This window comes from Mesopusillimonas faecipullorum (assembly GCF_020539505.1).
In the GTDB taxonomy this organism is placed as follows: domain Bacteria; phylum Pseudomonadota; class Gammaproteobacteria; order Burkholderiales; family Burkholderiaceae_B; genus Mesopusillimonas; species Mesopusillimonas faecipullorum.
In genome coordinates this window covers 694,627-713,719 of sequence record NZ_JACDXW010000001.1, presented here as the reverse complement: position 1 = coordinate 713,719, position 19,093 = coordinate 694,627, and the positions used below count along the sequence as shown (strand labels likewise).

General features: G+C 58.5%; 16 protein-coding genes and 2 rRNA genes. 4 read left to right on the top strand and 14 right to left on the bottom strand.

Annotation, left to right across the window (positions count from 1 at the left end; all coding sequences use genetic code 11):
• Together H0484_RS03305 and rrf are read left to right on the top strand one after the other, a co-directional pair.
• Positions 1-84 (top strand): 23S ribosomal RNA (locus tag H0484_RS03305); the annotation flags it as partial.
• 187 nt (positions 85-271) lie between these two features.
• Positions 272-384 (top strand): 5S ribosomal RNA (gene rrf / locus H0484_RS03300).
• Positions 385-519: 135 nt separating this feature from the next.
• Here rrf and H0484_RS03295 read toward each other — a convergent pair.
• Complete coding sequence (locus H0484_RS03295; RefSeq protein WP_226953000.1) at positions 520-2,169, bottom strand: acetolactate synthase large subunit; 1,650 nt, start codon at positions 2,167-2,169, stop codon at positions 520-522.
• A 182-nt stretch (positions 2,170-2,351) separates the two neighbouring features.
• Between H0484_RS03295 and H0484_RS03290 the strand changes: the two genes are divergently transcribed.
• A complete protein-coding gene (locus tag H0484_RS03290; protein ID WP_315859895.1) occupies positions 2,352-2,618 on the top strand; it encodes a TolC family protein in 267 nt (88 codons plus the stop codon).
• Between the two features lie 67 nt (positions 2,619-2,685).
• Here the strand turns inward: H0484_RS03290 and H0484_RS03285 are convergent, their stop codons facing one another.
• The 7 genes from H0484_RS03285 to H0484_RS03255 all read right to left on the bottom strand — a co-directional run bounded on the left by H0484_RS03285 (position 2,686) and on the right by H0484_RS03255 (position 11,081).
• Complete coding sequence (locus tag H0484_RS03285) at positions 2,686-3,477, bottom strand: universal stress protein (protein WP_226952999.1); 792 nt, start codon at positions 3,475-3,477, stop codon at positions 2,686-2,688.
• A gap of 118 nt (positions 3,478-3,595) precedes the next feature.
• Complete coding sequence (locus H0484_RS03280) at positions 3,596-5,017, bottom strand: efflux transporter outer membrane subunit (RefSeq protein WP_226952998.1); 1,422 nt, start codon at positions 5,015-5,017, stop codon at positions 3,596-3,598.
• 5 nt (positions 5,018-5,022) lie between these two features.
• Positions 5,023-6,981 (bottom strand): MacB family efflux pump subunit, encoded by a 1,959-nt coding sequence (locus tag H0484_RS03275; RefSeq protein ID WP_226952997.1) that lies wholly within the window; start codon positions 6,979-6,981, stop codon positions 5,023-5,025.
• Positions 6,982-6,987: 6 nt separating this feature from the next.
• Positions 6,988-8,211: an efflux RND transporter periplasmic adaptor subunit gene (locus tag H0484_RS03270; protein ID WP_226952996.1), complete on the bottom strand. Its 1,224-nt coding sequence runs from the start codon at positions 8,209-8,211 to the stop codon at positions 6,988-6,990.
• Positions 8,212-8,341: 130 nt separating this feature from the next.
• Complete coding sequence (locus H0484_RS03265) at positions 8,342-8,857, bottom strand: Spy/CpxP family protein refolding chaperone (RefSeq protein ID WP_226952995.1); 516 nt, start codon at positions 8,855-8,857, stop codon at positions 8,342-8,344.
• A gap of 125 nt (positions 8,858-8,982) precedes the next feature.
• On the bottom strand, positions 8,983-9,651 hold the full coding sequence (locus tag H0484_RS03260) for a response regulator (RefSeq protein ID WP_226952994.1): 669 nt from the start codon (positions 9,649-9,651) through the stop codon (positions 8,983-8,985).
• Between the two features lie 29 nt (positions 9,652-9,680).
• Positions 9,681-11,081, bottom strand: coding sequence for an ATP-binding protein (locus tag H0484_RS03255; protein WP_226952993.1), 1,401 nt, complete (start codon positions 11,079-11,081; stop codon positions 9,681-9,683).
• A 324-nt stretch (positions 11,082-11,405) separates the two neighbouring features.
• Here H0484_RS03255 and H0484_RS03250 point away from each other — a divergent pair, with 324 nt between their 5' ends.
• Entirely contained in the window at positions 11,406-12,035 is a 630-nt protein-coding gene (locus H0484_RS03250; RefSeq protein WP_226952992.1) for an OmpW/AlkL family protein, read from the top strand.
• A 196-nt stretch (positions 12,036-12,231) separates the two neighbouring features.
• Here H0484_RS03250 and H0484_RS03245 read toward each other — a convergent pair whose 3' ends face one another.
• From H0484_RS03245 to H0484_RS03220, 6 genes are all read right to left on the bottom strand, one after another.
• The gene (locus H0484_RS03245; protein WP_226952991.1) at positions 12,232-13,383 is read right to left on the bottom strand and encodes an ABC transporter substrate-binding protein; all 1,152 of its coding nucleotides are present in this window, start codon (positions 13,381-13,383) and stop codon (positions 12,232-12,234) included.
• Positions 13,384-13,482: 99 nt separating this feature from the next.
• Complete coding sequence (locus tag H0484_RS03240; protein WP_226952990.1) at positions 13,483-14,223, bottom strand: SDR family NAD(P)-dependent oxidoreductase; 741 nt, start codon at positions 14,221-14,223, stop codon at positions 13,483-13,485.
• A gap of 15 nt (positions 14,224-14,238) precedes the next feature.
• The gene (locus tag H0484_RS03235) at positions 14,239-15,033 is read right to left on the bottom strand and encodes a cyclase family protein (protein ID WP_226952989.1); all 795 of its coding nucleotides are present in this window, start codon (positions 15,031-15,033) and stop codon (positions 14,239-14,241) included.
• 18 nt (positions 15,034-15,051) lie between these two features.
• Positions 15,052-16,293, bottom strand: coding sequence for an SDR family NAD(P)-dependent oxidoreductase (locus H0484_RS03230; protein WP_226952988.1), 1,242 nt, complete (start codon positions 16,291-16,293; stop codon positions 15,052-15,054).
• Positions 16,290-17,456, bottom strand: coding sequence for a thiolase family protein (locus H0484_RS03225; RefSeq protein ID WP_226952987.1), 1,167 nt, complete (start codon positions 17,454-17,456; stop codon positions 16,290-16,292). The genes H0484_RS03230 and H0484_RS03225 overlap by 4 nt, the downstream gene beginning before the upstream one ends.
• On the bottom strand, positions 17,453-19,087 hold the full coding sequence (locus H0484_RS03220) for an AMP-binding protein (RefSeq protein ID WP_226952986.1): 1,635 nt from the start codon (positions 19,085-19,087) through the stop codon (positions 17,453-17,455). Before H0484_RS03220 ends, H0484_RS03225 begins: the two co-directional genes overlap by 4 nt.
• Between the last annotated feature and the right edge of the window lie 6 nt (positions 19,088-19,093).

Sequence of the window (19,093 nt, the reverse complement as noted above, 5' to 3'; positions counted from 1 at the left end):
AGACCAGAACGTTGATAGGCTGGGTGTGGAAGTGCAGTAATGCACGTAGCTAACCAGTACTAATTGCCCGTGCGGCTTGATCCTATAACCTTGCAGGTTAGCGTGATCAAGTGTCGTTCAAAACTCATTAAGCTTTACGTTAACATCTGACCCGTAGTGTGCGATGAACCTTCCCTAGGCTTGGCCCAGCGAAGCGTTCCCTACTACCCATGTGCTTTTATTCCGATTCGCCCGCTTGAGGCCCAAAGCCGCAAGCAGGCAAACAGTTACGCTTGACGACCATAGCAAGGTGGACCCACTCCTTCCCATCCCGAACAGGACAGTGAAACGCCTTTGCGCCGATGATAGTGCACGTCCGTGTGTGAAAGTAGGTCATCGTCAGGCTCTTATACCGAAAACCCCCATCAGCTCAAACGCTGGTGGGGGTTTTTCTATGCCCGAATGAAAGATAAAAGAAAGATAAAAAGATAAAGACCGGGATAAAGGCGCAGATCCCACTCCCGGTAATATGATCCGTAGTTACAAACTGATGGTTAGCTCTCCCAGCTTTTTCACTAACTTCATGTTTTGGCTGTAATCCACAGGGCAAGCAATGATGGACACTCCCGGTTCAGCCAATGCCGTTTGCAAAGAGGGGAGCAGATCTTTCGCCTGGCTTATCTGATAGCCTTTAGCCCCAAGGCTTTCGGCGTACTTAACAAAATCAGGATTGCCAAAGTCCACGGAGTCGTGGGCACCTTCTTCTATATCCATTTTCCACTTGATCAGACCATAGCTGCCATCCACCCAAACAAAAACCTTCAGATCGATTTTTTCTCGTACAGCCGTCTCGATTTCTTGTGAGTTCATCAGGAAGCTGCCATCGCCCATGACAGCCAGCACCTTGCGCTCAGGCTTTGCCAGAGCCGCTCCCAGTGCTCCGGGGAGTGCAAAGGACATGGTGGACAGACCGTTTGAAATCAGGCAGGTTAAAGGCTCATAGGTGGGATAAAGGCGTGCCATCCACATTTTGATGGCACCGGTGTCCGCCAGCACTATGTCTTTTTCTCCCATTGCGTCGCGGATGGCAGTGACCAAGCGTTGTGGAGTCGGTGGGAAAGAGCCGTCCTGCCTACCTTTGTCCAATTCCTCTTCAAGCAATGCTCGGATTTTGATGCTGTCACGCAAGCCCGATAGCGTTTGCTCGCCGAGCTCGGCGCTTAAGTCCTGCAATGCATAGCCAATATCTGAAACCACATTCAAGCTGACGTTGTAATGTGCGTCTACATCGGTATCGAATGTGTTGACATGAATGATTTTCTTGTCACCCTCGGGATTAACGCGGGAGGGAGCAAACTCTTGTAACTCGTAGCCTACTGACAATATCAAGTCTGCTTCATCGAAGGCGAAGTTTTCATAGTCATGGCGCATAAAACCAATGACGCCCATAGAGAGCGGACTCTTATCACTGATTGCACCTTTGGCCATGAAGCTGGTTGCGACAGGAATCTGGTGACGTTCGGCAAATTGACGCAGCACAGCCGAATGTTCGCCTCGAACCACACCGTGGCCTACCAACAGCACAGGGCACTTTGCGGCACGCAACAATTTGGCGGCCTCTTGAATACTGCTTTTTTCGGGGCGGCTTTTTGCCTGTTTAGGAATAGCCAAGGGCTTCAGGCCGGCAGGCATGATGCTGCCCTCAATGTCTTGCGGAATTGCCAAGTAGCTTGCACCAGGCCTTTCGGTTTGGGCAAAATGAAAAGCTTTGCGCACCATTTCAGGGATGGCTTGAGTGGTTGAAATGGTATCGGCCCATTTGGTTACAGGCTTGAACATGGCCACTAAATCGACAATCTGATGCGATTCTTTGTAAATTCTATCCATGCCTACCTGTGCGCTTATCGCAACCAAAGGGCTGGAGTCTGTTTGGGCATCTGCGGTGCCTAGCAAAAGGTTGATCGCCCCTGGCCCTAAGGTTGCTGTGCAGACTCCGGCTTTGCCAGTTAGGCGACCGTATATGTCCGCCATGAAGGAAGCCCCTTGTTCATGGCGCGCCAGGATAAAACGAATTTTCTTGGAGGCATGGACGGCACGGATCAGCTTGATGTTCTCCTCGCCAGGAATGCCAAACACATATTCAACATCCTCGGCTTCAAGGCATGACACAATAAATTCAGCAGCCGTCATCGGTGCAGTCCTCATGGTTAACTCCTTTCCCTGAAAAGCGGATAGCCGCGACATGCGTTAGTGTAGGTAATCTAAGGGGGGGTAATCCCCCCATTTTTAACGGTCGTTAAACGTAGAGGCTAAGCGGCCAAGGCCATTTTTTGAATTGGCGTAATGCCGCCCAAGGCCATATTTGGCCGTTCGTGATTGTAAGATTGGACGGTGTCAGGGGTAGTGAGGAACAGGCTAAAGCACAGCAGCAGGAGCTGCAGCAGGCGCGTGAGACACTCACTTTAGCCGAGTCCAGATACCGCGCAGGCGCTGAGAATCAGTTGGTGCTGCTGGATGCACAACGGGCGCTTTATGCCGCCCAGGATGCTGCCGTCCAGCGACAGGCCGGGCGATTGATTGCAGCGATAGACTTATATCGCGCACTGGGCGGAGGATGGAGCATTGCAATGCTCGAGTGACCGCAAAACCTATTTTTGCAGAAGCGCGCGAGGTGAAGGGCCGCGCGCTTAAGGACATTGCCGGGTATTAATGCGCCAACAGCACCGGCACCGTCATGGTGGAAAGCAAGGTTCTGGAGGCACCGCCCATTACCCATTCACGCATGCGGCTGTGGCCGTATGCGCCCATGACGATAAGATCGCTGCCGGTGTCGGTGGCGGCGTTCAGAATGACATTGCCCACACCGTGTTCCGCGCTGGTTTTTTCCAGGCGCTTAGGGGTGGGGTAGCCCAGGCTGGTGCAGTAGCGGCTGATGTCATCCGGGTGGATGTCGCTTTCGCCCAGGCGTTTGTGGTCGCGGTCTATTTCGAGAATGACAAGCTCTTCGCAGGCCCTTAGGAACGGGGCGGCGTCGGCAAAGGCGCGGGCGGCCTCGCGGCGTTGATCCCAACAAAACAGGATACGTCGGCCTATGGGACTGATCGTGCCGTAATTGGGCAGCATCAGTACGGGGCGACCTGCTGCCATGACGACGGCTTCGGGCAAATTGGCAATCAGCGAAGACGCGCTCACGCTGCGCTCGGCTTTGCTCATGATGAGGACGTCGCAATAGCGGGCGTGCAGGGCCAGAACGTCTTCGGGGTTGCCTTGCGGTACACGCCACTCGGCCTTGACGCCTATGACTTTGGCTGCTTCGCGCAGTTGGTTGTGAACGTCTTGACGTATGACCCCGTGTTCGTGTTGCAGGCCGCCGGAGCCATATACCGGGTAAATGCCCACGACTTCGGCCTCGTGTTTCTTTGCCAGTTGCAGGCCAATTTCAATGCGACGCTTGCCAGCGTCGTCATTGCTCAGGTGAATCCCGATTCTTTTTAACATGCTTCCCCCTTGTGGTTGATCGAACCGTACTTGATACGGCGATATTCTCGCTCACACCTTATCACGCGCGCGAGGCGGAAACCTTGATTTTTGGCAAGGAGTCGGCAAGCCTGAAAGGCTACTGAGCAGAGGGCTCTGGGGCATCGGCCAGTGCATCTCCACCCAGAGCCTGGTAAAGGGTGACTTGGTTCAGATAGCGGTTGTAGCGATTCTGGCTGACACTGATTTCGGCTTGGCGGCGTCGTTCTTGGGCATCCAGCCAAGTACGCAGGGCCACAGCCCCGGCGCGATAGCGTGCCTCGTAGATTTGCTCGGCGCGTTGGGCCGAAACCAGCGAGGCCTGCAGTTCGGTACCCTGAACGGCTAGCGAGCCACGCGCGGCCAGAGCGTTTTCGACTTCAGCCATAGCCTGATAAAGCGCCTGCCGGAAGTTGACCACGGCTTCTTCGTATTGGTTGCGAGAGATGGCGGAATCCAGACGCATCTGATTCCATTGCAAGAAAGGCAGGATCAGCCCAGCCCCCAGCGTGCCTACGGGGTTTTGCAGTACGTTGGCCAATGCCGAACTGGCACTGCCCAAAGAGCCGGTAAGCGATAAGCGTGGGTAGTAGTTGGCGCGTGTGGCGTCGCCGCTGGCAAGCGTGCTGCGCAAGCGTAATTCGGCGGCTCGTAGGTCGGGGCGACGACCTAGCAGTTCGGCGGGGACACCGGCTTGTACGCTGGGCGGTGCGGCGTCGGGCAGGCTTTCGGGAATGCTGACGTCTTGGCTGGGTGGCGTATCGGTCAGAATGGACAGCGCGGTCAAGGTTTCACTGCGTTGCCTTTGTAGGTCTGCCAGGCTGGCGCGTTGGCTGGCCAGGGTGGATTCGGCTTCGGCGACCTCCAGGCCCGAGACTGCGCCGCTGCGGTACTGGCCTTGCACGAGTTCCAGCGTGCGTTCGGCGACTTCCAGGCTGAAACGGGCAGTGGCAATGCGTTCGTTAAGCAAAGCCGCTTGCCAATACAGCTGCAAAGTGGTGCCGATAAGCGTTAGGCGCGTGGCTTGCCTGTCTTGCTCGGTCGCCAAAGCTGTCCATTCGGCGGCGTCGCTCAGGCTTTCCAGCCTGCCCCAAAGGTCGACTTCCCAACTGATGCTGGTCGAGACACTGTAAGACTCGGAGCGCGTGCCATCGCCTCGCAGATTGCGTTGGGTATTGCTACTGCCGCTGGCGCTAACGGTGGGATACAGATTGGTGTCTGCCATGCCCGCTTGGAGTTGCGCGCGCCTGACCCGCAAAGTGGCTGCAGCCAGATCGTTATTGGTTTGCAGTACGCGCTCCATCAAGCTGTTTAACGAGGTGTCGTTGAAGTTACGCCACCATTCGCCGCCGTCGTCTTGAGTTGCGGCAGGCTCGGTCGAGGCGTTTTGCCAATGCGCGGGTGTTTGAGTGTCGGGCCGTGTATAGGGCGTTTGTACAAGCGCGCCACAACCGGCCAAGAGCAGCGAGGTGCTCAGCGTGGTGAGCAGGGGCAGGGAGCGAAAGGAAGGAAAACACGTCATGACTATCAATCTCGGGCCAAGGCATCGACGGGGTCGAGCCGAGCGGCGTTGCGTGCGGGCAAGAAACCAAACACGATGCCGATTAAGGTAGAGCAAACAAAGGCCAGCACCATGGAGCTTGTGGAATACACCATCTGAAAGCCGTCAGCCCCCCCGAAGCGGGTGATCAGTTCACCTAGCGCCAGGGCCACCAAGATGCCCAGCACGCCGCCTATCAGGCAGACCAATACGGCTTCAATAAGAAACTGCGTCATGATGTCGCTTTGACGAGCTCCCACAGCCATGCGCACGCCTATCTCTCGTGTGCGTTCGGTGACCGAAACCAGCATGATGTTCATGACGCCGATGCCGCCCACCACCAGTGAAATCAAAGCAATGGCCGAGACCAGCAAGGTCATGGTGGCGGTCGTGCTTTCTACCGTCTGGCGTATGGTGTCGGTATTGATGACGAAGAAGTCTTGAATGCCGTGACGGCGAGTCAAGAGTTCAGTGACATGGGCCTCGGCCTCGGTAGTGGGCACGTCGTCGGCTACGCGAACCGTAATGCTGCGCAGAAATGATTGGCCGACAATGCGGTACATCACGGTGCTGTAGGGCAACCATACATTCAAGGAATCACTGTTGCCGAAAGCGCTTTGTACCGGTTCGGTGACACCGATAACACGGGCCGGAAAAGTGCCCAGAAAAATAACCTTGCCTATGGGATCTTCATCCTGCCCGAAAAGGGTGTCGCGCGTATTGGGATCTATGACCACATCTTGGGCCTGGCGGTCTACGGCCTCTTGGTTGAAAGCCTGGCCTTGAGCAATCTTGTAGCCGCGCACCCGGAAAAACTGGGCACCCACACCGTTGATGTTGCCGTTGGCCGATACATTGCGATAACGCAGGCTGGCACTGGTGTTGACGGTGGGGGTGACGCTGTCGACGTAGGATTGTTGCGCCAAGGCTTCGGCATCCTGGGGAATCAAGGTTTGCACGCGGCCCGAGCGCTCGTCGCCAAAGCCCCGACCCGACATAATGTCTAGCGTGTTGGTGCCCATGGAACTGATGCGTTGCAAGATTTGCTGCTGCGAACCGGTACCCAGCGCCACTACCGAGACCACTGAGGCAATGCCGATGATGATGCCCAGCATGGTCAGAAAGGTGCGCAGTCGGTGGGCGGCCATAGCCAGCAAGGCCATACGAAAGGCCTCGCTGGCCCGCCCGGCCACGGCTGCCAGCTTATTACCTTTAGGTGCGTGTAGCACCGATGCTTTTTGAGCGGGCTCTGGAGCCGACTCCTCGCGGGAGTCTTTAATGATGACGCCATCGCTGATTTCTATGATGCGATGCGCATTCTGGGCCACCGACATATCGTGCGTGACGATGATGATGGTGTGGCCTTCGGCATGCAGCTCTTTCAGAATGCTCATGACTTCCTGGCCGCTTTGCGTATCCAGGGCGCCAGTAGGCTCGTCAGCCAAAATCACGTCGCCGCCGTTCATCAGGGCGCGGGCGATACTGACGCGCTGCTGTTGGCCGCCAGACAATTGGCCCGGTCTGTAGGCCACGCGTTCTGACAGCCCCAAGCGCGTCAGCAACTGCTGGGCGCGCTCGCGCCTTGCGGCGGCGGGCGTACCGGCATATACGGCGGGTACTTCGACGTTGCCGGTGGCGTTAAGGTCGGACAGCAGGTGGTAGCGCTGAAAGATGAAGCCGAAGTGCTCGCGGCGCAGCTGGGCCAGTTCGTCGGGCTCCAAGCGGCCGGTTTCACGGCCTGCGACGCGGTAAACGCCTTTGCTTGGGCGGTCGAGGCAGCCCAGGATATTCATCAACGTGGATTTCCCCGAGCCCGATGCGCCGACTATAGCCACCATCTCGCCGGCGTTGATGGTGAGGTTGACGTCCTTCAGGACGGCGACGGTTTGCTCGCCTGCCGGGAACTCCCGATAGACACCGCGTAATTCCAACAAGGGTTCGCTCATGACGGCTTACCTCATGCGCATCATGCTGGGGCCGCTGGGCGTGCGCGGGCGGTTGGCCTGCCCTGGCGCGCCGGACGGCCCTGCGCCGGAACCGGTAACGACGCGCTCACCGGCCTCCAGGCCGGACACAATCTGGGCCATGATGTTGTTGTCTATGCCGACTTGCACGCGACGAGGCTCTATTTGTCCGTCGGCTTTCATGACGCGAACGGTGCCGTTTTTGCCGCCAGGCGCAAGACGAACAGCGGTGGAGGGCACCAGTACGGCCTCTTTGGCACTGTCGAGCACGATGTGCACTTGGGCAGTCATGGAAATACGCAGGGTGCCGTCGGGGTTGTCGACGTCAAAGCGCCCGTTGTAATAGACCGCCGAGCTGCTGCTGGTGCCGGAAGCACTGTTGGCAGAACTTTCGCTTTGGATGGATTCGGGGGCGGGTTCGACCGAGCGCAGGGTGGCGTAGTAGCGCTTGTCGGGTTCACCCAAAATGGTGAAGTACACCTGCTGGCCCGGCTTGACGCGAACAACGTCGCCTTCAGAAATCTGCGCTTTGACCGTGAGCTTGTCGAGTTGCGCCAGTTTTAGAATGGTGGGCGCCGTTTGGTTGGCGTTCAGGGTTTGGCCTTCTTGGGCGATCAAGGCTACGACAGTGCCGTCCATGGGGGCTTGAATCTGTGTGTAACCCAGGTTGACGCGTGCGGTGTCCACAGCGATCTTGGATTGTGCAATACCCGCGTCTGAGGCCTCCATCTGAGCGCGGATGGTGGCCAGCGAGGCCTCGGCTGCCTCGAAATCCTGGCGCGAGGTGGCGTCTATGGCGAGCAATTCTTTTTGGCGCTGGTAGGTCAGTTGAGCTTGTTTCAGGGCGGCGGCCTGAGCTTGGCGCTGCGCTTGGGCGGTCAGCAACTGGGCTTCCGCGTTGCGTATGGTGTTTTGCTGGGTGGTTGAATCGATTTCGGCCAACAGATCGTCTTGTTTGACGACGTCACCAAGATCTACTTTCAAGGTTTTGAGCTGGCCTGAAACCTGAGCCCCCACACTGACCAAGCGATAGGCTTCCAGCGTACCTGTGGCCAGTACCGTGCTTTCTATGTCGCCCCGCATGGCTTCGGTGGTGACCGGTGCCGGAGCCGCTTCGCTAGCGAAGAACAGCGTTTTGACGGCGAAAGCAGCACCGATGATGACTATGGCTGTCAGCAGATAGCGTAGGACACGTTTTCTTGTGGGTTTCATGCTCGGACTAGGGGCAAGGGGTAGGATGAAGCGAAAAGGAGATGCCGCCTTGCGCGAGGAAGCGCGCGGCAGGCGGCATTTTGGCAGATTCACGCCCGGCTTTGGGCCGGCGTTTCAAGGCCATAAGGCTTTAGGAGCCTTTTTTGGCGGGCTGGGCATCGGCGGGGGCTGGCTTGGGTGCGCGACGCTCTTGCAGTTTTTGACGTTGTTCAGGGGTCAAGACGGCGTGAATCTGGTTTTCTGTTTTGGCGCGCAGCAGCGTAGCTTTGGCGATGGCAGCGCCTTCGCGCTCAGCGGCAGCCTTGGCCTTGCCTTCGTCGAATTTTTCGGCGCGGCTCAGTTCACGCAGCGCTTGGCGGGCCTCGAAAACGTCTTTCATGGCTTGGCGCTGCTCAGGGGCGGCTGCGTGCCGGATTTCAAAGATTTTGTCGCGTTGAGCCGAGCTGAGGTCGAGGCCGCGCATACGCTCTATGCCGGCACCTTGCCCACGATGGCCCATGCGCTGGCCATCGTGCTTGTGTTGGCCATGAGCGCCGGGGCGACCTTGTTGAGGACCTTCGGGTTGAGCGAAGGCGGGGGCGCTGATGGCGCCGGTCGCGGCGATGATCATTGCAAGGCGGGCCAGGTGTTGGTGTGATTTTTTCATGATCGGACTCCAGTAGATTTGAGGATCACGGCCTTTATTGTTTGGGCCGATACATGCAGATTACGCTTGGAAATTGCAGTGAATGCGGCGCAATTGCGTAGAAATTATGAAGATGGCGTTATGGCTTATAGGTCCAGGCGATAACCCACACCGTAGATGGAGCGTATGGTTTCGCCTTCGCGCACCGCCTCAAGCTTGCGACGCAGATTCTTGATGTGACTATCTACCGTACGGTCGGTGACTACACGGTGGTCATCGTAAAGATGGTCCAGCAGCTGGTCGCGCGAGAAAATACGTCCGGGTGCGGCAGCCAGTGTGCGCAACAGGCGAAACTCCACCGGCGTAAGGTCAAGCTCATGGTCATCCAGCCAGGCGCGATGGGCCTCTGGGTCTATCTTCAGCGTATCTTCTTCAGTGGCGTCGGCCTGTTCGGGTTGTACTCGACGCAGAACGGCCTTGACGCGGGCAATGACCTCTCTTGGACTGAAGGGCTTGCAAATATAGTCATCGGCACCCAGCTCCAAGCCTAGTAGGCGGTCTATTTCTTCGATGCGTGCGGTAAGCATGATGATGGGGAGCCGGCTTTTCTGACGCAGCTCGCGACAGATTTCGAGGCCATCTTTGCCGGGCAACATGATGTCGAGCAAGACCAGGTCGGGCTGATAGTCGTGAATGGCGGAAACCGCGGCGGCGCCGTCATGGATGACCAGGCTTTCATAGCCGGAAGCGTGCAGATAATCGTTAAGCAAGGCAGCGATTTTGGGCTCGTCCTCGACGATGCAGATTTTGGACATGGGGGCTCCGGGAAAAGCAAAGGCGGGTTTCAGGCGGCCAGAAGAGGAAAGTGCATGAGTATGCGCACGCCACCCAAGGGCGAAGCCAGGGCCTGGATGTTTCCGCCATGAGCTTCGACTATGCGTGCGGCCAAAGCCAGGCCCAAGCCCGAGCCGCCGCTTTCACGACTGCGAGAAGGGTCGACGCGGAACATGCGCTCGAACAGTCGCGGCAACAACTCGTTCGGTACGCCGGGGGCAGAGTCTTCCACCACGATTTCGAGCTCGTTACCTTGTACGTGCAGGCGCACCCAGGTTTGTCCTTGCGGGTCGGTATAGCGCAGCGAGTTTTCCAGCAAGTTGTTGAATAGCTGGGTAAGGCGCTGCGGATCGCCGTGTATAGGCGGCGTGTGCGGACTGATCTGGGTGTGCAGAGTCAGGCCGCCAGCCGCCATGCGTTCGCGGTAGCTGGCGCACACGGCTTCAAGCAGCGTGCCGGCATCGACGCTGGTCATGCGATAGTGCATGGCGCCTACATCGGCCAGCGATAGCTCGTAAAGGTCGTCTATGAGCTTCTTTAAGGTGGCCACTTCGGTTTGCAAAGAAGAGAGTGACGCGGGGGTCAAGGCGCGTACGCCGTCTTGCATGGCTTCAAGTTCGCCCTGAAGTATGGCCAGGGGCGTGCGCAACTCGTGGGAGATGTCGGCCACCATATCGCGTCGCATGCGCTCGTTGCTTTCAAGCGTGAGCGCCAAGTGATTGAAGTCGCGTGCCAGTTGGCCCAGCTCGTCGCGTGAATTAGCGGCGACTCGGGTGGCGTAGTCGCCGCCAGCCAATCGGTGTGTGGCGCGCCCCAGACGGCGCAGCGGCGCGATAAGGCTACGGGCCAGCAGTACGCTGACGATGGCGGCAATCACAACGGAGAGGGCGCTGATCAGCCAGGTGGCCTTGAGTTGCTGAGCAGCAAAGCGCTCGTCTATGACTGAAATAGCCGATGGCCGGGGGGGGACGGCCAGCCATCCGACGACGCTACCGTCTACTTCTATGGCGTGGCGTTGGCTGCCGCGCGGAACTGAGCCCGGGCCGGGCCCCGCGTTGACAATCGTGTTGCCACGGGCGTCCAGCAAGGCATAAGAAGGCGGCACGACAGGCATGGGGTTGGGCGGGCGCTCGCCCTGGTGAGCGCCGGTGTCAGGGATGGAGCGCAGCAAGCGCCACCAACGTCTGGTCTGGTGACGTAGCTCATCCCAGTCTCCGGCCTCGCGATAGTAGTCGGCCAAAATAGCGGTGATGGCTTCGGCTCGGCGAGTTTCGCGTTCGTCCGTATAGTGCCGAAAGCCTCGTTCAAAGCTGAAACGTACCGCCATGCCCATCGCGATGGTCACGATGATGCAGGTAGCCAGAATGGCAAGAAATAGCTTGGAGGTAACGCCGAAGCGGGGTGATTCCATGAAAATGCTGGCCCGAAAATGGGGGAACGGCAAAGCGAGGCCGCAATAGCTGAAGGCTGGCGGGCAAGCCCAAGTATTTCATGTCGTCCCGATCCACGGCAATCTAATGCGCCCAAACTTCACAAAGTCTCCAAAATTGGTGTGGGACTGAACAGCAAGCGCAGCAGTGGGTTAAGGGTGTTGCATCTGGGCTGCGGCATACCAGTGCGTTAGTTGCTATTGCACGCTAAGCGCGAAGTTTTTGCTTAAAGTCAAAAAACCATTTGCAAAGTAGGGGCATCCTGAATACGTAGTGAGCAACAAGGTTTCATTCAGGAGTCATTCATGCGTATCTGTGCCGTCAAACCCCTTGCCGCCGCCGTACTGGGCGTCGGTCTTTTCGCCGCGCCATTGGCGCAAGCCCACGAGGCTGGCGATGTGCTGCTCAAAGTGGGCGTCACGCATGTAAAGCCAAAATCCAACAATGGCACGGTGGCTAACGGTACCGTCAACCTGGATGTCGGCAGCAGCACGCGCCCCAGCTTTTCCCTGACCTATATGGCCACCAAGAACGTAGGCATAGAGCTGTTGGGGGCCTTCCCGTTTCAACACAATATCGACAGCAACCTGGGACGCATCGGTAAAACCAAGCAACTGCCGCCTACCCTTAGCGTGCAATGGCATTTTCTGCCCGATGCCAAAGTTCAGCCTTACGTGGGTGTGGGTGTGAATTACACGCGCTTCTTCAGCACCAAGACGCAAGGGGCGCTGGCCGGGCAAGACTTGAAGCTGAGTGATTCCTGGGGATTGGCGGCGCAGGTGGGTGTTGATGTGCCGTTGAATAAAAACTGGCTCGTGAGCGCTGACGTGCGCTATATCAACATCGAATCCGATGTGAAGTTGAACGGTTCAAAAATCGGCAAAACCAAGATTAATCCTTGGGTGGCAACCGTGGCGGTAGGCTACCGCTTCTGATCCTGGCCGCTGGTGTTCTGGCAGGCACCAGCGACGGCTCTGGCTTCCTGTGCATGTGCTCTTCGGGGCCTTGCACAGGTTTTTTTTGTCGCCGGGCCGCTCCCAAGTCAAAAAGCGTCCCCTTGGGGGACAGCAAGCCGAAGGCGCAGCGAGGGGTTTTCTTGTGCTAGGGCTCGAAGAACCCTAGCTTGGGCGCTTACTTAACCAGTGCCCACTCACCGTCTTTAACTGTGATCAGCTCACGACCGCGCTCGTCGAAACCGCTGTGATCTTCGGGCGTCATGTTGTACACGCCTTGAGTTGCGACGAGTTCCTTGGTTTGCTCGAGCGCGTCGCGCAGGGCGGCGCGGAACTCGGGCGTACCAGGCTTGTGGCCCGATTTGGCAGCCAGGGGGATGGCTTGTTCAAGCAGCAGGCCGGCGTCGTAGACGTTGGCGCCGAAGGTGGCGGGCTTCTCGCCGTGCATTTTCTCGTAGCGCTGGATGTAGTCGGCGGCAACCTTCTTGGAAGGATGGCTGTCGTCTACTTGGTCTAGCACCAGCATCAAGCTGGCGGCGGTAATGGTGTTTTCGACTTCTTTACCACCCAGTTTCAGGAAGGCGGGCAGCGCGGCGCCGTGTGTTTGGTAAACCCTGCCCTTGTAGCCTTGCTTGACCAGCGTGGATTGCGGCAGCACGGCGGCGGCGCCCGTACCGGCAACCAGAACGGCGTCGGGTTTGGCGGCGAACACCTTGAGTGCCTGGCCGGTAACGGAGTTGTCGTTGCGCGCATAACGCTCGACGATGACGAGGTCGATACCCTTGGCTTTGGCCAGATCGCCGAAGACCTTGAGCCAGTCTTCGCCGAAAGCGTCGTTCATGCCGATGAAACCGGCGGTTTTAACGCCATTGGCCACCATGTCGTCGACCAGAGCGCTGGCGATAATGTCGGTGTTTTGCGTGGTTTTGAACACCCATTTTTTGTTGTCATCCATGGGCAAGACCACGGAAGCCGTACCCACCGGCGCCAACATGGGCGTACCGGATTCGGCCGCAAATTGAATGACGCCCATGGCGTTGGGCGAACCCGACGGGCCGATCAGCGCGTCGACTTTTTCTTCGGTAATCAGTTTCTTGAAGGTGGTGACAGACTGGCTGAGGTCGCTGGCGTCGTCGAGCGCAATGTATTGGATGTCGAGGTCGCCGGCTTTGGCGGGCAACAGCGGCACAGTGTTACGCTGGGAAATGCCGATAAGGGCGGTAGGGCCAGTGGAGGACGTCACTACCCCTACTTTGACCTGTGCAAAGGAGGGGGCGGAACCCATAGCGGCCAGCAAGGCCACAGCAAGCGAAAGTTTTTTCAAGGACATTTTTTGCTCCGATGGGTGGGAGAATAAGGGTTGCGTCAGCAATACCTTATAAGCTTAAAGCTTATGTTTCCAGCTGTATACAAGGGTAAGCCAGCATGCCTAGATGGTGATAGAACCCACGCTGGCGCCACCGCACACGAACAGATTCTGGCCGGTAACGAAGCCATTGTCGGGGTCGGCAAAAAACATGACGGCACGGGCCACGTCGTCGGCACGACCCAGGCGCTGTACAGGAATGCCCTTGGCGATATTGCGCTCGCGTTCGCTGCCGGCTTCGACCACGTCGTAGAACATATCGGTTTGAATAGGGCCAGGCGAAACGACGTTGGAGGTAATGCCTTGGGCCGCCAATTCCAGCGCCCAGGTTCGGGCCATGCCCAGCATGCCGGCCTTGGTGGCGGCATAAGCGGTGCGGGTAGGCAAGCCCAGTGCGCCTCGCGAAGACATCAACACAATACGGCCGAATTGCTTGGCTTGCATGGTGGGCAAGGCCGCTTGCACCAGGGTAATGGCTGCGCCCAAATGCAGTTGCGTCAGGCCTTGAAGGTCGGCCTGGGTGACTTCGGGCAATAGCTTGGGCCAGATCACGCCGGCGTTATGAATGACGTGGGTAATCTCGAAGCGTTTGGCGGCTTCGGCAGCGGCTTGCTCGGTGGCTTTGGCGTCCAGTAAGTCCACCTGAATATTGTGCAGGCGCTCGTGCTTCAGTTCGGGGGCGCGACGTGCCATGTTGATGACCTGATAACCAGCGTCCAGCAGGTGCTCAGCGATGGACAGGCCGATGCCGGCGCTGCCGCCGGTAACGATGGCGGTGCAAGAGGCGGGGGTAATCTGAGACATCTTCGACGGCTCCGGTCAGGGTTGGGAAGGGGTCAGCGCCAGCACACGCAGGGGGCTGCCCGAGCCACTGCGTATTTTCAATGGCGCGGAAAAAATCAGTGCGCCCTGGGCAGGCAACTGGTCAAGATTGGTCAGGCATTGCAAGCCATAGCGGTTATTGCCGTGCATGTAGTAATGGCAGGGGTAGGGTGGGTCTAGATGCTGGGCTTGGCCGGCGTCTGTACCTACCGATTCGGTCCCGAAACCATGCACATCTCGCTCTTTGATCAGCCAGGGCACCACTTCGGAATCAGGGCCGGGCGAATGAGCGCCGTCGTCTTCCATATTGAGGTAGTCAGTGGGTTTTTCACGCTTGGACCAATCGGTGCGCATCAATACCCACGAGCGTGGCGGAATGCGGCCATGCTTGGCTTCCCAAGCTTGCACAAAAGGAATAGTCAGCAAGAAATCGGGGTTGTCACGCGACTCGGCTGAGCAGTCGATAACGCAGGCCTGTGCAATGAAGGCCTCGACAGGAATGGTATCTACCGTATTGTTAGGCTGGTCTTTGCCGCTGACCCAATGTATGGGGGCGTCAAAGTGCGTGCCGGTGTGCTCGGAACACGAAAAATTGTTCCAGTACCAAGCCGGGCCGCGTTCGTCGTAGCGCGAGATTTCCTCTATACGAAAAGGCCAGGCTTGCCCAAACTCGGGGGGCAAAACAATGGTGGGAAACTCGGGAGTCAGGGTTTCGGTCAGGTCGACGATGCGAATGCGGCCTGTCAGCAGCTCGCCCATGAACTGCCCGAGGATTTGCGTGGATGTGCTCATGTGTTCTCCGGCCTAGCCTTATTGGCCCAGGGTACGTTCAAGACCTTTGGGGTTGTCGCGCAAACGTTCCATGAACTCTTTGGCAACGTCGCCCACGTAAACATCTTCGGTGCCGGCTTGCAAGGCGGCTACGACGGCCCCCGCCAGGTTTGAGGGTGTTACACGGGGTGGGGGCGTGAGCTGTTCCCACTCTTGTTCGATGGGGCCGCTGAATACATGAACCACGCGTATGCCCGAAGCCAAAAACTCGCTGCGCAGGCATTGGCTGGTAGACAGCGTGGCGGCTTGAGCAGCCGACCAGAGGCCTTGCTGCGGAAAGTTCATATGCGCGTAAATAGACAGCAGGTTGACCCAGGCCACCGCGCTGTTGACGCCGTCGGCAGTGCGGCCCGCCATGCCCGGCCCAAAATGCTGGGCCAGGCGCATCAGGCCCAGACAATGCGTTTGCAAGGCGTCCATGGCTTTGATGAGGTCGCGGTTGTACAACACGCCGCCTTCACGTTGTAAGTCGGTGGTATTGATCAGTATGTCGACTTTGCCGCCTATGGAGCGGGACAAGCGTTGCACCGAGTCGGTATCCGTGACGTCCAGCGGATGCGCCGACACGCGCTCGTCTTCGCACAGTTTGTCGAAATCCGCCTGCTTGCGCCACACGTCGGGGTCGCCCACGAAAACCATGCTGGCGCCCGCCTTGAGCAGCGCGCGTGTCATGGCCATGCCCACGGCGGTTTTGCCGTTGGTGACCAGCACGCGTCGAAACTTGGGATCGCAAGAGGTGGATCTGAGTGTCTGGTCGTCTTGCATATTCGGCGTCGGTTGGGAGGGAAGAGCGATCAGCACGGCCTGACCACTGCGATCCAGTTTCAGGGTGAGCTTGACCCGGTCTCCTTCAGCACAGTCTTCGTGCAGATGAGCCACCACGCTGGGGCCGGCGTCCATGTGCACCGTGCCGACGCGCCAAGGCAGGCGCTCGCGGAAATACAGGTCGTTGCTATGGCGCAAGGTAGTGGTGGCCAACAACTTGCCCTGCGGGTTAACGCGCTGCCACAGCAGCTTCTCGGATAGGCAGTTGCGGCAGACCTCGCGGGGGGGGTACTGAACGGCCTGGCACGACTGACAAGTCTGCAGGCGGAACTCGCCTTCGGCTGCAGCAGCCGTCAGGCCTAAAGCCTTATGGCTGCGTGCGCCGGGCGGTAAGGTGGGCCGGGTAGTGCGCGCAACAGGATTCTTGCGCTTGGGGCGGGCGAGAGGTTCGGTCATGCGTCGCTCCGGGCCAATAGGGTAGCTGCCGTGCACAAGCCACGGTCGTAGTTGATTATGCCGAAGCCACTGACCAGACCGATATTGGCATCGGCCACCTGGGTGCGTTCGGCGGTGTCGGTGAGTTGGCGCAAGGCTTCTACCAAACCTTGATGGCCGCCCGCTGCACCAGCCTGGCCGACCGACAATTGGCCGCCATTGGTATTGAAAGGTAGGGTGCCGTCTACGGTGAAGGTGTTCTCCCGCACGAAAGAAGGGCCTTCGCCCTTGGCGCACAGGCCCAAGTCTTCAAGCTGCAGCATATTGATGACGGGGTAGTCATCGTAAGCCTGCATGAAATCGACGTCTTTGGGCTCGACTCCGGCTTGGCCATAGAAGCCGTCCAGATCCATGGTCCAACCCCCTCGTACTTGTATGGGGTCTTCGCTCCAGGCGTTGTGACGTTCGATGGTGGAAAGCACGCGCGCCCAGGGCAAGCCCAGTTCGCGGGCGCGAGCTTCGCTCATGACGAGGAAGGCGTCTGCGCCTGCGCAAGGCATGACGCAGTCGAATAGATGGATGGGGTCGGTGATGACGCGCGCATCCATGTACTGTTGCAAGGAAAGCGGTTTTTTCATCAGCGCATTGGGGTTGCGCAGCGCATTGTCGCGTTGGGCGACGCACAATTTGCCAAAGTCTTCACGCGTTGCACCGGTTTGGTTCATGTAGTGGCGCGTCAACAAGGCAAAGCTGGCATTTGGGCCGCCGGCCCCGTAAGGGTAGGTGCCGTCTTGGGCGAAGCGCGAAAACTGGCTGACGGTATGGCGGAACGAGTCAACATGGTTGGTATCGCCGCCTATGCAGGCCACGATACTGGCGTCGCCCGCTTGTACCGCACGGGCGGCGCGGCGCATGGCGATGACGGCGCTGGCGCCACCCATGGGGATATGGTCCAGCCAGCGTGGGTGCACGTCCAGATGTTGTGTCAGGCCGACCGCCGTATCGGGCGCCAGCGTGAAGCTGGAAATGCACAAGCCGTCGACGTCATGTTTGTCTATGCCGGCTTGTTGGATAAGCATGGCCAGGGCACGGCCCAACCACCAATGCGCGCTGTGTATGGAGTAGCGAACATACGGCACGGTGACCGGAACGGCCACCGCTACACCCGAATAGTCGGCTCTCATACAGGGATATCCTGGCGTTTTTTCATGGAGCGGGTGTCGAAGCAGTGCTCGCTTGCCAGCAGCTGGGGCACCAGTTTCTTGAGCTCGCCGCGCTGTATTTTGTTGGTGGCAGTCAGGGGCAGGGAATCGACGAACACCACATAGCCGGGCACCTTGTAATAGGCCAGGCGTTGCAGGCCGTGCTGCACGATGTCTTGTGCCAGCGCTTGCATGTCTTGTGGCGAGGGTGGCTGTGCGCACACGATGACAGCCAAGACTTCGTCTCCGCGCACATCGTCTGGCGCCGCAGCGGCAGCCGCCGCCTTGATGGCAGGGTGTTGCAACAATACGGCTTCGACTTCGACGGCGGCGATGTTCTCGCCACTGCGACGAATGACGTTCTTCTTGCGATCAATGAATTGCAGATAGCCTTGTTCGTTGCGGCGTACGACGTCACCGGTGTGGAACCAGCCGCCTGCCCAGGCTTCATCGGTTGCAACTGGGTCTTTAAGATAGCCGGCAAAAAAGCCAAACCGAGGTTCATCGCCTTTGCGTCGTACCAGCAGTTCACCTTCTTGGCCGGGCGCGACCTCGTTATCGGCATCATCAACAATACGCACTTCGACTTCGGGCGGTTCTTTGCCAAAGCAGGCTGTGCCCACGAAACGAGGCTCTTCGTAAGCCTGAATGACCCCGCCGGAGCCGGTTTCCGTCATGGCCCAACCTTCGAGCAGCGGGAAACCAAAACGTGCTTCGAAGGTCTCGTGCAAGGTGCGGTCTATGCCGGCGCCAAAGCCGAAACGCACCTGATGGCGGGTGTCGTCGGGGCTGGCATCGGCCTTCATCAGAATAGCGGGCATGACGCCCAGGTAATGCACCACGGTAGCACGTGAGTCACGCACCGAGTCCCACCAGCTGCGGGGGTGGAAGCGGTCGAGCACTATCAGGCAGCCGCCAGTTTGGACCATGCCCATGGTGGAGCAGGCCATGGCGTTCATGTGTACCAACGGTAGGGGCGTAAGCATGCGCTCTACGCCTTCTTGCAGCTTGATGTAGCCGCCACGCGTAGCGTACCAAATGCCGCAGTACAGGAAGTATTCGTTGGGCAAGATGCAGCCCTTGGGGCGGCCCGTGGTGCCCGAGGTATACAACAAAGCGCATTCGGTATGGGTGTCGGGTTGCCGGTCAGCCAGGGGAGCCGGGCGTGCGGGCGCGGGCGGCGTGTCGCCATCGGCCATGACGGCCAAGGGGCTGTCTACCACCTTGGCAGCTTCCAGCAACATGGTGTGACGCTCGGGCAGCGCAATGGCAAGCAACATCTCGGAGTGGCCGATCAGGTATTCCAGTTCAGCGGCACGCAAATCGGCGTTGATAGGGACGACCGAGACGCCCAGTGCGTTCAATGCAAACCAATGCAAGAAGAATGCAGGACGGTTTTCCAGCAACAAACCGACGCGATGGCCGTGGCCATAGCCCGCCTGACGGTATTGCTCTACCAGCCTCTGGATGCGCTGTAAGGCATCGCCGTAAACCAGTTCACCCGCCTTGATGCCGTAAAGCTCGGCAGTTTCGGGCAAGACGCACATAAAAGGGTTATTCGGCCACTTGGTGGCCGTTTGGGAAAAGCGCTGGTAGACCGTTTGCGGTGTCATACGGGT